This window comes from Paenibacillus auburnensis (assembly GCF_927798115.1).
GTDB lineage: Bacteria > Bacillota > Bacilli > Paenibacillales > Paenibacillaceae > Paenibacillus_AQ > Paenibacillus_AQ auburnensis.
Genome location: NZ_CAKMMG010000001.1, coordinates 116106 through 129357, shown reverse-complemented (window position 1 = coordinate 129357; position 13252 = coordinate 116106). Strand labels below are relative to the sequence as shown.

Here is a 13252-nt window from a genome sequence, read left to right as displayed (position 1 = left end):
ATATATGTACATTTACAGGCACGCTTAGGTCCCATACCATGATTTTATCGGTATCCACCTGAAACAGCAAGGAATAAGAACACTTGAGCCTGTTTTGAAATTAACTAGAGGAGAATGACTTATGAAGGAAGAACGGCTGCCCGCCGCTTTTACCACTGCCATGAAAGAGATGCTGGGGCAGGAGGCGGACGCTTTTCTGCACAGCTATAATATGGCGAGGACTCAAGGTTTGCGGCTCAATTCTTTAAAAGCTGCTCCCGGCAGCGGCCCTGCTGCGCATGCAATTTCACTGTTTGGCCTGACTCCGGTTCCGTGGTGCCCCACAGGCTATTACTATGAAGATCCTGCCCGTCCGGGCAGACATCCTTATCATTCCGCCGGATTATATTATATTCAGGAACCGTCTGCAATGTCCGCCGCCGAGCTGCTAGCTCCGCTCCCCGGTGAAACCGTGCTTGATCTGGCTGCAGCGCCCGGCGGTAAAACTACGCATCTCGCATCTTTGATGCAGGGACAAGGACTGCTTGTATCAAATGAGATACATCCCGAACGGGCGAAAATTCTGGCTGAAAACGTCGAGCGGCTAGGTATTTCGAACGCACTGGTGACAAGCAGCAGTCCGGGGGAATTGTCGCGGCGGTTCCCGGAGGTCTTTGACCGGATTATGCTCGATGCACCCTGTTCGGGGGAAGGCATGTTCCGAAAAGACCCCGACGCCGTCAGCGAATGGTCACCTGAGCATGTGAAGATGTGTGCCGAAAGACAGTGGGATATTTTACAGGATGCCTACCTCATGCTGAAGCCCGGCGGCACTATGGCCTACTCAACCTGCACGTTCAACCGCCAAGAAAATGAGGAGACTCTTGCCAGATTTACAGCAGCTTATCCAGACATGCAGCTGATCACGCAAAAAAGGCTCTGGCCGCATCTGGAAAAAGGCGAAGGACATTTTGTCGCGCTGCTGCGTAAAGCAGCCTCTGAGGAAAGCGGGAGTCCCCGCAGCAAACGAAATGACGGCCGGGGCAAAAACGGCCCCCGGCTCATGTCCTCCGTCCGGGATGCCTATCAGCAATTCATGGACTGGGCCGCGGCCGAACTTCCCGGTTTTACCGGGCAGGGCGTGCCCCTCCTATTCGGTGAATCATTATACCTGCTGCCTGATTCTTTTAATGAGCGTCTGCATACCGGCCTGCTGGAAGGTCTCAAGGTTCCCCGTGCCGGCCTGCATATCGCCCACCTGAAGAAGAACCGGATTGAACCCGCCCATGCCCTGGCAATGGCACTGAAACCTGAGCAGGCAGCGCGCAGCTTTGATTTGGCTGCGGACAGTATGGATATTCAGGCCTGGCTGCGAGGCGAAAGCCTGCCGGTTCCGCCAGAGCTGCACGGCTGGACGCTTGTTACGGTAGACGGCCTGCCGGTCAGCTGGGGCAAAGCCAGCTCCGGCCAGCTTAAGAATCATCTGCCTAAAGGACTCAGAATTCTGAAAGCCCATCTTGACGGCGGGTTAGGCAACTGACCAGTTCACAAGGCCTTCCTTCGCATATGATGTCATTATCCCAGGAAAGCCGGAGCCAAGAGCACGGCAATGGGACCTAGACATGAGTTAAGGGAGGAATCAGACATGGGTACAATGCCAGGCTTCACATCGACCGGTGCGATTTTGGTACTCTTCATTTTGCTCGTCATCATTTCCCGTTCATTGTTTGTCTAATTCCATCCGAGACAATGCAACAGTGACAGCAAGCGGCCGTACCGCCCTAAACAGGGCGGAACAGCCGCTTTTTTGCATGTGGATTACTATCAGAACCGCTTCTTGATAAATACCGGTTTGGCCCCCCATTGCAACAATCCGGCACATGAAACAAAAAAGCATAAACTAACGCCGTCCGGCACCGGTTTATGCTTTGCTTCGATTTAAATGAGGGCTATAGACAATATTTTAAAAGTGCGTCACGCACGCCATTTTCGTTATTCGTACCCGTAACTGCATCTGCAGCCGCTTTGACCTCAAGCGGTGAATTCTCCATCGCAATTCCCAGACCCGCATAAGTCAGCATAGAAATATCATTATAATAATTCCCGATAGACAGCACTTCTTCCCGTTGAATTCCGAGCCTCGCTGCAAGGTTCTTCAGCGCATTGCCTTTGGACGCTTCATGATGCATAAAATCAGCAAAAAACTCTCCGCTGCGCTGGAGGTTGTACTGCTGGGTCCAGGTCCCCCATTCGCGCATTGCTTCATCCAAAATGTCTGCTTGCGTGAATACCGTGAATTTGACAATCGGTTCGCGGAATTCCTCCCAGGCAGGCAGTGACGCCGGGACGATCCGGAAATGCTCATACATGAAATGAGCTTCCTTGGTCAGATTATCCGCATTATCAACATACATCTCAAAGGCGGTACTGACATCGAAATGTATATTATGCTTCCGGCAATATTCGATGTACGGGTCCAGGCCACGTCCGTCCATGCCATATTGATCAAGCACTTTACGGTCACTTACCGATACGGTCGCTCCACCGTTGTGTCCAAGCACATACCCGGTCAATCCCAGCTCTTCCATAAAAGGAATTGAATTCTGCGGACTACGGCCCGTACATAGTACAATTTGTCCGCCCCTCTGTGTAACCTCGGCAATCGCTTCTTTATTCTCATCGCTTAAGTGATGATCATCGTTCAGCAGTGTTCCATCCACATCTAATGCAATCAGTTTGTATTTCATACCCCACCATCCTTGTCTGTCTGTTTATCATATCGCCTATATATTAAGCAAGCTTACCAAAGTCCGGTCAACGAGAAATCGCACTTTAATTAAGCCTGTATTAAATCGCCTAGCGAGACTCCGGTGTCAGATCTGCCGCTCCATCTGCTGCTGTCAACAGCTCCAGTTCCGCAGCAGTTAACTCCCGGCAGGCACCCAGCGGCAGACTTTCATCCAGCTTTAATTCCCCCATCGATACCCGCTTCAAAAAAGTCACCTTTTTTCCTACGGCGATGAACATCCGCTTCACCTGATGGAATTTCCCTTCCGTTATGGTAAGAGAGATCTGCGAGATCGTCTTACTGCCGCGTTCCCGGCTGAGAATCGTTAATTGTGCGGGTAGTGTGACATAACCGTCCTCCAACTCGACCCCGGCGGCAAATGCCGCGACATCATCGGCATCCACCTCTCCCTCTACCGTGGCCTCATAGGTCTTTGGCACATGCTTGCGCGGGGAGAGCAGCTCATGGGCAAGCTTGCCGTCATTGGTGAGCAGCAATAGTCCGACGGTATCCTTGTCCAGCCTGCCGACAGGAAACGGTTCGAACTGCGCGTGCTCCGGCTTTAACAAATCAAGCACGGTCCGGTCCCTTTTGTCTTCAGTGGCAGACAATACGCCAGGCGGCTTATTCATCATCAAATACACATATTCACGGTAGCGGACCGGTTCACCGGCCACCTCAATCTTGTCTTTATAGGGGTCAACATGAAAACCGCTGTCTTTGACCACAGCACCGTTCACAGTGATTAGTCCCTGCTTCGCTTGTTTGCGAATATCACTTCGGGAGCCAATGCCCATATGGGACAGCACTTTATCAATCCGTTGTTTCTTATTTCCTGGTGCGCTCATGCCTTAAGTCCACCTCCAGCCTGCGGGATATTCATTCTTAAGCATACCTTCCTGCCATTTCGCCCAGCCGGCACTGAAACCGTCGATACAGACAAGTACATAGCCCTTGCTTGTACTTTCGGGCTTCACGGACAGGCGTTGTTCAGGAATAGCCAGCGTTTCGCCTTTCAGATAGGACACCGCCTCGCCGTTCCCGCTGGACAGAGACAGGCTGCGGCAGCACTCAGACGGCTTCAGCGCAGTAGCCAGCGGATGGCCAGGTATAAACCTGCCGCTGCGCACATGGCCTACATACCAGCCCGGGCGGATGGTCTTCAGTCCATCCAGCGCTTCTTTTGGCAGCGGGGAGATGTACAGGTGGTCGCCGAACATCACCGGACAACCATCCGGCTGCCAGCCAAGCTGCTCCCTGCAGAACTCGGCAAATGCTGCAAGCGCAGCCTCTTCCCCGGAACCCTGCGGCTCGCGTCCCTTCGGTGCGCTGCCTTTGCCTGAAGCGCGTCCGCCTTTGCCTCCGCGTCCGCCATCCCCTCTGCCGCCAGGCGCTTTGGCCGCCATCGGAGCCTTTCCCCTCTTGCTGTGCACGGAAACCGGGAGCGCGGTGTCCGCGTTCCCGGTATCTCCCTGCGCAGCAGAGCTTCCGTCATGGCGGAGCACCGCCATGAAATGGCCTTCGCCCTTGACCTTATGCGGCCATAGCCGCGCTGCCTCGGGCAATTCACCGAGTCCCGGCGAGAAGCTGCCTGCCCCCCCAGCCGGAACCGCTGTAAACTGCGGATGGCTGGCGAGAAACTCCAGAATGGAACCCTCATTTTCCTCGGGAGCAAAGGTGCAAGTCGAATAGACTATCGTTCCGCCTGGAGTTAATGCTTCCGCGGCTGAACGTAGTATATCCCGCTGCATATCGGCATACTTCCGGGGGGTTCCCGGCTCCCACTGCTTCACCATATCTTCGTCTTTGCGGAACATGCCCTCGCCGGAGCACGGCGCATCGATCAGAATACGGTCGAAAAAACCCGGAAAAGCTGCGGCAATCCGATCCGGGCTCTCGTTCAGCACAATGCCGTTTCTGACGCCGTACAGCTCCAGATTTTTGGCCAGAGCCTTGGTCCGCTCCGGGTGAAGATCGTTACTAATGAGCAGCCCTTGGCCCTGCAGCTTGGCGGCAATCTGAGTGGATTTACCGCCTGGAGCGGCACACAGATCGAGTACACGGTCGCCCGGCTGTACATTAAGCAGCTCAACCGGTGCCATGGCACTCGGTTCCTGTATGTAATATAAGCCGGCATGGTAATAGGGATGTTTGCCCGGTCTTGTCCCATCTTCCGTATAGAATCCTGTGGGACACCAGGGAATGGGCTGGAGCTCAAACGGCGAGCGTTCCAGCAGCTCCTGGACCGTAATCTTCAGTGTATTGACACGGATACCTCCATAAGGTGTTTGCTTATAGGTGTCCGCAAATTGCTCATATTCCGTTCCCAGCAGCTCCTTCATACGTTCTATGAAAGTGCTGGGCAGTTGTGCCGCCATGTTGCCGTCCTCCTGCTGTGTTACCTGAATTTAGGGAAATAATAGTTCAAGGAACACCCCTGCGGGGTGTTCCTGATGATGTAGCGATATCTCAGCATCTTATTTACGATGCGCTTTGTCCGGCCGCTGTGGTCCGCGCCGCTGGGGTTGATTCGGCGTAATGCCAGCCGCTGCCAGCTTAACTTCTTCAGCCAGTGCCGGATCAAGAATGTCGATCGTCAGATCATAATACGGAAACGGATGAGCTTCATAAGCCTTCAACTGCTCTGCATATATACCGGCTTCCAGCACCAGCTTGGCAAGATCGATGCCCAAGGAATCACCAGGATAGGTTCCAAGCACTTCATGTGCCCGGATCATCATGATCGCTGCGCCTCGGACATTGTTATTACGGAAATGATACAGCCCCACTGCTACCTGTAGAAGGGCTTTGTACAAAGGATTACGTTCCTGCGCCAGCCAAAGCTCTTCAAGGACCTCATGGCATTCAAAATAATCTCTGTCACGGTTGAAGTAGACCAGGTAAGCCAGGTAAAGCGGTTCATAAGCCATCCGGCAGACTGTCTTTCTTCGCACTTGAGAGCAATTCACGCACATGGACCAGCAGTTCTTTCATGGCTTCCATATCCTGTGCCTGCCAGATCACGTTGAACCGCTCCTGGCTTTCAATCGCCTCATTCACCAGATGATGGAAATACAATTGATGAATCGCCTTAAGCAATTGAGTAGTCGTGTTTGAGTTTTCCTCGAATGTCTTTTGTGCTTCTAGAATTTCTTCACGGATGCTGGACATTTCACTATCCAGAATCGACGCGGCCTCCGCAGCTGTTTTCAGGCGTATCCGCATTTCATCCGGCAGGCTTTCGCGGTATTTATAGTTCAGGGAGTGTTCGATCGTTGCCCAGAAATTCATCGCGAGTGTACGGATTTGAATTTCGGCAAGTACAATCTTTTGTCCCAGAGCGGTTTGCACAGGATATTTAATAATCATATGGAAGCTGCGGTAGCCGCTTTCCTTATAATTTGTGATGTAATCTTTCTCATACAGCACTTCAAGATCTTTGCGGGCGCGGATATATTCCGCCACTCTGCGGATATCTTCAACGAACTGGCACATAATCCGTATGCCGGCGATATCTTCAATGCCTGTTTCCAGATCCTCCATCTTCACATTAAGCCGCTGGGCCTTCTCCAGTATGCTGGACAGCCGTTTTACACGTCCTGTTACGAACTCAATCGGCGTATATTCTTCTCTTTTCTTAAGCTCCGAGCGCATTGTTTTAAATTTAACCTTAAGTTCCTCCACAGTCTGTTCATATGGAAGCAAAAAAGTTCCCCAGTCCCTGCCGTCCATCGCCTTCGTCCTCCTGTCCATTCATCCATCAGTGATGATCGGCGCCCACCGCTTCTAGGATATGAGAGAATCCGTCCCGCCGCAGCAGCTGCCTAAGTCCTGCATGCAGTCTGCGGTTAACCTCCGGTCCTTCATAGATGAGAGCCGTATAAATTTCAACCAGGCTTGCACCTGCCCGGATTTTGTCATAAGCATCCTGGCTGCTAAAAATCCCGCCCGAGCCAATGATTGGCAGCTTCCCGCCGGTCTGGCGGTAAATACTGCGGATAATATCTGTAGAACGGTCTCTCAGCGGCTTACCGCTAAGCCCTCCTGTTTCTCCGGCTTTCTCACTGGTCAATCCTTCTCGGCTCAATGTCGTGTTAGTGGCAATTACACCATCTACTCCCGCCTCCGAAAGTGTATGTACCATGAATTCCAGTTCACTGTCGCTGACGTCCGGAGCAATCTTGACCAGCAGGCTTTTAGCTATTCCGCTCTTGTTCCGCTGGATCGCCATCTCTTCTTTGACCTCGGCCAGCAGATTTGACAGCTCGCTTCCATGCTGAAGACTGCGCAAATCCGGTGTATTCGGAGAGCTGATATTGACCACAAAAAAATCACCGTACGGATATAGCGTACGGATACACTTGCGGTAATCCTCATGCGCCGTTTCATTCGGAGTAGCTTTGTTGCGCCCGATGTTGACAGCTACCGGTATCCTGCGTTTCTTAAGTGCCTTTAGCCGTTCCGCCATTGCCTCCGCACCTTCATTATTGAAGCCCATCCGGTTGATGAGCGCTTCGTCCGGAAGAAGACGGAACAGGCGCGGACTGTCATTGCCGGGCTGTCCTTTGGGGGTTACCGTACCAACCTCCATAAATCCGAAGCCGATTGACGAAAAGCCTCCCACCGCCTCGGCATTTTTGTCCAGTCCCGCTGCCAGTCCCACCGGAGTGGGGAAATGCAGCCCGAACAGATCCACTGCCATATCCGCAGTTTCAGGTACACCGTACATCAAACGCATGGCCGCGCTGCCGCCCGGAACCAGTGCCGATTTGTTTAATCCGCCTATGACGAGATGATGTGCCTTCTCCGGGTCCATTTTAAAGAAAATAGGTTTGCCAAAATGTCGATACAGCACCGTTCTCGCTCCTTCAAGGGATCACTCGATTCGTCCTCCGACTCCCCGTTTCTGTTAGTTTTCTTCTTAATTTTATCCGTTTCCGGGGGAAAAGAAAAGTTTTTTGGGTTGCGGAGTTTCCGGGCTGAAGTGGAGAGTATAGTAATTTTCTCCTAAACCCATTACAATGTAAGGGTAATCACCGATCAAGAGAGAAAGAAGGATGGCAATTATGTCAACTAAACGTAAACCTCCAACACTTCAGCAGAAGAAAGAAGAAGTAAACCGCAAAGCAATCCTGTGGATTAGCGCAAGTCTGGTCTTGCTGGTGCTTCTCATCATTGTTCTATTTATTGTAGCAGGCAATTAATTCAGCCAGTGGTAGACTTTGTTGGGGTTGGTCTGATTTCGAGGTGCTCCAGAGGGGAAACGGTCCTCCGGAACCAGCAGCTCCTCAGGCAAAACCCCTTTACTAATCTGCACCTTCGTTCCCCTGGGTACAAGTGCGAATAACTCCTCCACATCCTTACGGCTCATGCGGATACAGCCCAGCGACTCATCCTTTCCGATGCTTTCCGGTTCATTGGTGCCATGGATCGCATAATTGCTGTCTGAGAGCTGCATGCCCCGGCTGCCAAACTCCCCGTTATCATGGCCATTCGGATTAACCACCTTATCTGTAATTGCAAAAGCACCTTCAGGAGTCTTATCTCCACCCAGCCCTACCGCATAGTTCCGCAGAATAACCGAGCCGCTGGTCACTGCCAGACGGTGATTTTGTTTATCCACAATAATAGTAAGAGATCCGGTGAAAAAAGGCATTTCCTGCGCTGTTTCTCCTGCTGCCCCAGCTCCGCCTCCGCCATCGGCTGCTGCTTGCGCTTCCTGATTCTCTTCCCCGCCAGTTCCGCCTGCTGGCTGTTCGGATAAGGAATCCGCTGTTGAAGCACGCAGTGAGGCGAATTTCTCCTTCATCAGCGGTGTAGCCGCGCCAAGCCAATTGCCGGGAAAAGCACCTGTCAGCTCTTTTAGGGATTGAGGCAGATTCCCTTTGCTGCTCTTATAAGCGCGCATTGCGCTCCATAAAACAGCTAATTGCTCCTGCTGCTCCTGCCACTGCGCCGCCTGCTTCTGCAGCTCCCCGGATTCCGGCGGCTGACATTCACAACGGGCCTGATCATAGGATTGGTAGACAATGCGCCCGTTATCATTCTTCACCAGAGTTGCAGTAAGCGGCAGCTTCTTTTTCCATACCAGCCATTTCCCGGAACGCTCCATCCCCATGATGGCAGTCATTACTGGACTCTTGCTCTTTACAATAGCCGCAAACGCTTGGCTAGAAGCGGCTGCATCTCCGGCCATGGCTGTAAAAGCCAGCTTTGGCGGTTGTTCACTATGCTCTTCCTCTGCAACTGTCTCCTGGGCATCGGCAGCCAGCTGTGCAGGAACGTCCTCACCATCATCCAGCAGGGATTCCAGAGTAATCCCGGAGTCTGCTTCGGGCGATACCGCCGGGGGCAGGAACAATAACAGCAACAGTACGAGAGCCACCAGCATCCTGCGCTTCCTCAGCTTGGACTGATGACGTTCATGCGCCACTTTCAGCAGCCCATCCTCATATTCGCGCAGCATATCCGCGGGAACCTTGCTGCGTTCAAAAGCCTCATATACTTCTCCGGCCTGATTGAAGCAGTAATTAGCTTTCCCCTGCTGGCCGTTCTTATAGTATTCCTTACCAAGCAAGTACCATGCCATCTTGTTATCAGGATGCATTTGGACATATGCCTTAAGATGCTGCGAATTTTTCATCGGGGCCTCCGCGGGTGATTGATTCATATATTCCTTATATCGGCCAGTTCATCAAAAAAAGACATCCCAGCCGAATTTTTGCCGGCGAAGAGATGTCTTTATGCAAGAAGAAACGGCTTTGCCGTCTTTATGGAGGGATGGTACCGTTCCTGAGAAATAGAAGGATAATTTATAATGTAAACAAATACATCCTTATATTTAAAATATAAGGATCAAATATAAGCTTACGCCTTATATCTGATCCTTATGCTGTGAAGAACTAACCGCTTAGAAGATTAACCTTCTTTGTTGAAAGGTACATCCGCAATTTTAATGGAATCCGTTGGGCATCCGTCAGCCGAATCCTGAAGATCATCAAACAGATCATCCGGAATCGCTGTGCAGCCGCGGTTGCTGTCATTCTCATAAATCACTTCTGCCAAACCTTCGTCATCGTAATCAAAAATATCAGGAGCCGTTGCGCCACACGCACCGCAAGCGATGCAAGTGTCTTTTTCGACCCAAGTGTACTTAGCCATTTTATCTCTGCCTCCCGTTAAACAATACAGCCTGCAGTTGCAGCCTGTTATTTCAATCATATTAATATAAATAGAATACAATTTCAATGAATTTTCAACACGTTTACACAATTGCCGCATTATCTGCGGGTTGTTTTCCTATGCCCGGAAAGGACGATTCAAGCATGATCCGGATCTACACTCTGCAGATTGTCCTTCTGCAGCGAGGTGCCCCGCTCCTTATGATTGCGAAGGCGGGCTGAATGGCTGTCACTGAGCATTCCCGCGGTGAGAACAGCATTTTCACCGAATTTATTGCGCAGCATGTCCATTGTCTTATTCAAGGATTCCTTTTTCGGCTGGCGTTCATAATCGAACAAATCCAGCTGGATCGCCGACTCCTCTTTGGCCGTAAGCCCTTGCAGGGTTACACCCAGCAGCCGCACAGGCTTCTCGTTGTTCCAGTGGCGGGCATACTGCTCGCATACAGCCTTGTAGATATCTTCAGCGCTTTCGGTGGGAGCCTCAAGCTGGCGGGAACGGGTGATAGTCTTCATATCGGGTGTACGGATCGTGAGTTGCACTCCCGAAGCGACCAAGCCTTGCTTCCTTAAGCGACGAGCCACCTGGTCGCTGAGGTTGAGCAGAATCGGCCTGGCTTCAGCCAGCCCGACCACATCTCTCGGCAGCGTCGTCGTATGGCCGATCGACTTGCTCTGTTCCCGTTCCGGATTCACGATGCCATGATCAATACCGTTCCCCGCCCGCTTCAGCCAGGAGCCCATGACTCCGAAATGATCTACCAGAAACTTCTCGTCGGCTGCCGCCAGCTGGCCTATAGTGTAGATGCCTAGTTTACGCAGCTTCTCAGCCGTTTTTCCGCCGATACCGAACATTTCCCCGCATGGCTTGTTCCATAGAATCTCCGGCACATCACGCAGGCGCAGGACGGTGATACCATTGGGCTTCTTCAGATCAGATGCGATCTTAGCCAGCAGCTTGTTAGGGGCAATACCAATGGAGCAGGGAAGCCCAAGCTCCTCCATAATCCGCCGCTGTATAGCTGCAGCAATCTCCAGAGGTGTACCAAACTGCCGGGAACCGGTGATGTCCAGGTAACATTCATCAATCGAGACTGCTTCAAGCAGCGGAGTGTAGCTATAGGCAATCTGCATAAAAGCATTGGAGTATTTCCGGTACAGGTTAAAGTCCGGCTTAATCAAAATTAATGAGGGATAAATCCGCAGCGCTTTCTGTACTTGCATACCTGTAGAGATTCCATACTTCCGCGCCGCATAGGAACAGGTGACGATTATCCCTCTGCGCAGCTCCACACTGCCTGCTACTGCCGTCGGTTTGCCTTTATATTGAGCAGGATCTTCCGCATCATGCACAGAGCAGTAAAATGCGTTCATATCCACATGCAGAATGACCCTGCCGCTCGTCGGGTAATACTGATCCACGTTCTGCACAATATCTACCTTCTTATCTTCATGGTTCCATTGTTAAATTCAGCATACCTCTTTCGCCGGCGGGAGGTCAACCAAGCAGCAGCCTCCTGTAAAGTTCTTTGTTACATTCCCGCGTAAAAATGCTATAATATAAAAATTATTTACCCCATACGTATGCTTCCGGAGTCAGTTTTGTACGCAGCTGTTCCTCAGAAGCCATGCTCATCAAACTTTTAGGAGGACTCTTATGTCTAAGTCCATTTCCATCTTCGATACGACACTGCGCGACGGCACCCAAGGCGAGGGCATCAGTCTGTCGGCAGATGACAAGCTGAAGATTGCTAAGAAACTCGATGATCTGGGTGTGCATTATATTGAAGGTGGCATCCCGGGAAGCAATAATAAAGACATTGAGTTTTTCAAAAGAGTCAAGGAACTGTACCTAAATGCCAAAATTACCGCATTTGGCAGCACTCGCCGCAAAAACTCCCTTGCTGAGCATGATGAGAATCTGCAAAGAATGATCGACGCCGGAGTGCCTGCGGCTACTCTAGTCGGAAAGTCATGGGATTTTCATGTGCATACCGCACTGCAGACTACCTTAGAAGAGAATCTTGCCATGATCGGTGATTCCATTGCTTATCTCAAACATAAAGGCCTCGAGGTCATCTTCGATGCTGAGCATTTCTTCGACGGCTTCAAGAACAATCCGGAGTATGCCTCCGCTGTGCTTGCCAAGGCCCGGGAAGCCGGAGCAGACTGGCTCGTGATGTGCGATACAAACGGCGGCACACTCCCTAATGAAGTTTATGACATCGTGTCAGCAATGTCGGGGCAACTGTCCGGCGCTTCACTTGGCATCCACACCCATAACGACTGCGAACTTGCAGTAGCCAATGCACTCAGTGCTATTAGTGCCGGTGCCCGCCAGGTGCAGGGTACCATTAACGGCTATGGTGAACGCTGCGGCAATGCCAACTTATGCTCTATTATTCCAACACTTCAACTTAAAATGGGTTATCACTGCATACCCGGGGATTCACTCCCGCAGCTGACCAACACCGCCAGATATATCAGCGAAGTAGCCAACGTAAATATGCCGGTGAATCAGCCATACGTCGGAACCGCTGCTTTTGCCCATAAAGGGGGCATTCATGTCTCAGCCATCCTGCGTGATTCACGTACCTACGAGCATATTGCACCGGAATTGGTCGGCAATAAACAGCGTGTACTTGTCTCTGAGCTTGCTGGCCAGAGTAATGTCCTGTCCAAAGCGCTGGATATGGGGCTAAGCCTCGATCCTACCAGCGAGCAGGCCCGCAAGGTCATTGACAAGATCAAAGACCTGGAGCATCAGGGGTACCAATTCGAAGGTGCAGATGCCTCGCTTGAGCTGCTGCTACGCGAAGCCACCGGGGAGCTGAATGAGCTGTTCACTTTCGAATCCTTCAAAATGCTTGTTGAAAAGAACGCCGGCCAGCCTGTTGTCTCCGAAGCCTTTGTTAAACTTCGGGTTGGCGGAGACAGTCTGTATACAGCCGCTGAAGGTAATGGACCTGTCAATGCACTCGATAATGCATTACGTAAAGCGCTGCAGACCTATTTCCCTCAGCTCGATGAAATGCACCTCTCCGACTATAAGGTGCGGGTACTCGATGAGCAGGATCAGACCGCTGCGAAGGTACGAGTCTTGATAGAATCCAAAGACTTCAATCATACATGGAGTACGGTCGGGGTATCCAGCAATGTAATTGAAGCAAGCTGGGAAGCTTTGGTTGACAGTATGCGTTATGCTCTTCTTGGACAGATTTCGCTGGAAAATCAGCATAAGAACAGCAATGAACCTAAGGGATTAGTTAACCACTAAAGTTCGTTTCTCTGAAAAGGCATAACA

The 13252-nt window shown here is 51.4% G+C and carries 13 protein-coding genes; 4 read left to right on the top strand and 9 right to left on the bottom strand.

Going from position 1 to position 13252, the window contains the following annotated elements:
- Positions 1–121: 121 nt before the first annotated feature.
- Both L6H70_RS00545 and L6H70_RS00540 read left to right on the top strand, forming a co-directional pair.
- Positions 122–1519, top strand: a complete 1398-nt coding sequence (locus tag L6H70_RS00545) for an RsmB/NOP family class I SAM-dependent RNA methyltransferase (protein ID WP_236328421.1) — start codon at positions 122–124, stop codon at positions 1517–1519.
- Positions 1520–1624: 105 nt separating this feature from the next.
- Complete coding sequence (locus L6H70_RS00540; RefSeq protein WP_206104282.1) at positions 1625–1714, top strand: YjcZ family sporulation protein; 90 nt, start codon at positions 1625–1627, stop codon at positions 1712–1714.
- 214 nt (positions 1715–1928) lie between these two features.
- Here L6H70_RS00540 and L6H70_RS00535 read toward each other — a convergent pair whose 3' ends face one another.
- From L6H70_RS00535 to L6H70_RS00510, 6 genes are all read right to left on the bottom strand, one after another.
- Positions 1929–2726, bottom strand: coding sequence for a Cof-type HAD-IIB family hydrolase (locus tag L6H70_RS00535; protein ID WP_236328420.1), 798 nt, complete (start codon positions 2724–2726; stop codon positions 1929–1931).
- Positions 2727–2835: 109 nt separating this feature from the next.
- On the bottom strand, positions 2836–3615 hold the full coding sequence (locus L6H70_RS00530; protein ID WP_236328419.1) for a pseudouridine synthase: 780 nt from the start codon (positions 3613–3615) through the stop codon (positions 2836–2838).
- A 3-nt stretch (positions 3616–3618) separates the two neighbouring features.
- A complete protein-coding gene (locus L6H70_RS00525; protein WP_236328418.1) occupies positions 3619–5145 on the bottom strand; it encodes an RsmB/NOP family class I SAM-dependent RNA methyltransferase in 1527 nt (508 codons plus the stop codon).
- Positions 5146–5244: 99 nt separating this feature from the next.
- Positions 5245–5721: a DUF309 domain-containing protein gene (locus tag L6H70_RS00520; RefSeq protein WP_341482682.1), complete on the bottom strand. Its 477-nt coding sequence runs from the start codon at positions 5719–5721 to the stop codon at positions 5245–5247.
- Complete coding sequence (gene yjbM / locus L6H70_RS00515; RefSeq protein ID WP_236328417.1) at positions 5687–6499, bottom strand: GTP diphosphokinase; 813 nt, start codon at positions 6497–6499, stop codon at positions 5687–5689. Before yjbM ends, L6H70_RS00520 begins: the two co-directional genes overlap by 35 nt.
- A gap of 28 nt (positions 6500–6527) precedes the next feature.
- Complete coding sequence (locus L6H70_RS00510) at positions 6528–7622, bottom strand: quinone-dependent dihydroorotate dehydrogenase (RefSeq protein ID WP_236328416.1); 1095 nt, start codon at positions 7620–7622, stop codon at positions 6528–6530.
- A 211-nt stretch (positions 7623–7833) separates the two neighbouring features.
- On the opposite strand from L6H70_RS00510, the gene L6H70_RS00505 reads away from it, so the two are divergent.
- On the top strand, positions 7834–7971 hold the full coding sequence (locus tag L6H70_RS00505) for a hypothetical protein (RefSeq protein WP_167347608.1): 138 nt from the start codon (positions 7834–7836) through the stop codon (positions 7969–7971).
- Here the strand turns inward: L6H70_RS00505 and L6H70_RS00500 are convergent.
- From L6H70_RS00500 to L6H70_RS00490, 3 genes are all read right to left on the bottom strand, one after another.
- Entirely contained in the window at positions 7968–9356 is a 1389-nt protein-coding gene (locus L6H70_RS00500; protein ID WP_236328415.1) for a L,D-transpeptidase, read from the bottom strand. The genes L6H70_RS00505 and L6H70_RS00500 overlap by 4 nt on opposite strands.
- A 329-nt stretch (positions 9357–9685) precedes the next feature.
- Positions 9686–9928: a ferredoxin gene (locus L6H70_RS00495; RefSeq protein WP_236328414.1), complete on the bottom strand. Its 243-nt coding sequence runs from the start codon at positions 9926–9928 to the stop codon at positions 9686–9688.
- 158 nt (positions 9929–10086) lie between these two features.
- Positions 10087–11379 carry a DNA polymerase IV gene (locus L6H70_RS00490; RefSeq protein ID WP_236328413.1) on the bottom strand — a complete coding sequence of 431 codons (1293 nt, stop codon included), beginning with the start codon at positions 11377–11379 and terminating at the stop codon, positions 10087–10089.
- A 226-nt stretch (positions 11380–11605) separates the two neighbouring features.
- Here L6H70_RS00490 and cimA point away from each other — a divergent pair, with 226 nt between their 5' ends.
- Positions 11606–13225 carry a citramalate synthase gene (gene cimA, locus L6H70_RS00485; protein WP_236328412.1) on the top strand — a complete coding sequence of 540 codons (1620 nt, stop codon included), beginning with the start codon at positions 11606–11608 and terminating at the stop codon, positions 13223–13225.
- The last annotated feature ends 27 nt before the right edge of the window (positions 13226–13252 follow it).

Coding starts and splice junctions, on each gene's coding strand:
- L6H70_RS00545 (WP_236328421.1), top strand. CDS start 122: ATGAAGGAAGAACGGCTGCCCGCCGCTTTTACCACTGCCATGAAAGAG.
- L6H70_RS00540 (WP_206104282.1), top strand. CDS start 1,625: ATGGGTACAATGCCAGGCTTCACATCGACCGGTGCGATTTTGGTACTC.
- L6H70_RS00535 (WP_236328420.1), bottom strand. CDS start 2,726: ATGAAATACAAACTGATTGCATTAGATGTGGATGGAACACTGCTGAAC.
- L6H70_RS00530 (WP_236328419.1), bottom strand. CDS start 3,615: ATGAGCGCACCAGGAAATAAGAAACAACGGATTGATAAAGTGCTGTCC.
- L6H70_RS00525 (WP_236328418.1), bottom strand. CDS start 5,145: ATGGCGGCACAACTGCCCAGCACTTTCATAGAACGTATGAAGGAGCTG.
- yjbM (WP_236328417.1), bottom strand. CDS start 6,499: ATGGACGGCAGGGACTGGGGAACTTTTTTGCTTCCATATGAACAGACT.
- L6H70_RS00505 (WP_167347608.1), top strand. CDS start 7,834: ATGTCAACTAAACGTAAACCTCCAACACTTCAGCAGAAGAAAGAAGAA.
- L6H70_RS00500 (WP_236328415.1), bottom strand. CDS start 9,356: ATGGCATGGTACTTGCTTGGTAAGGAATACTATAAGAACGGCCAGCAG.
- L6H70_RS00495 (WP_236328414.1), bottom strand. CDS start 9,928: ATGGCTAAGTACACTTGGGTCGAAAAAGACACTTGCATCGCTTGCGGT.
- cimA (WP_236328412.1), top strand. CDS start 11,606: ATGTCTAAGTCCATTTCCATCTTCGATACGACACTGCGCGACGGCACC.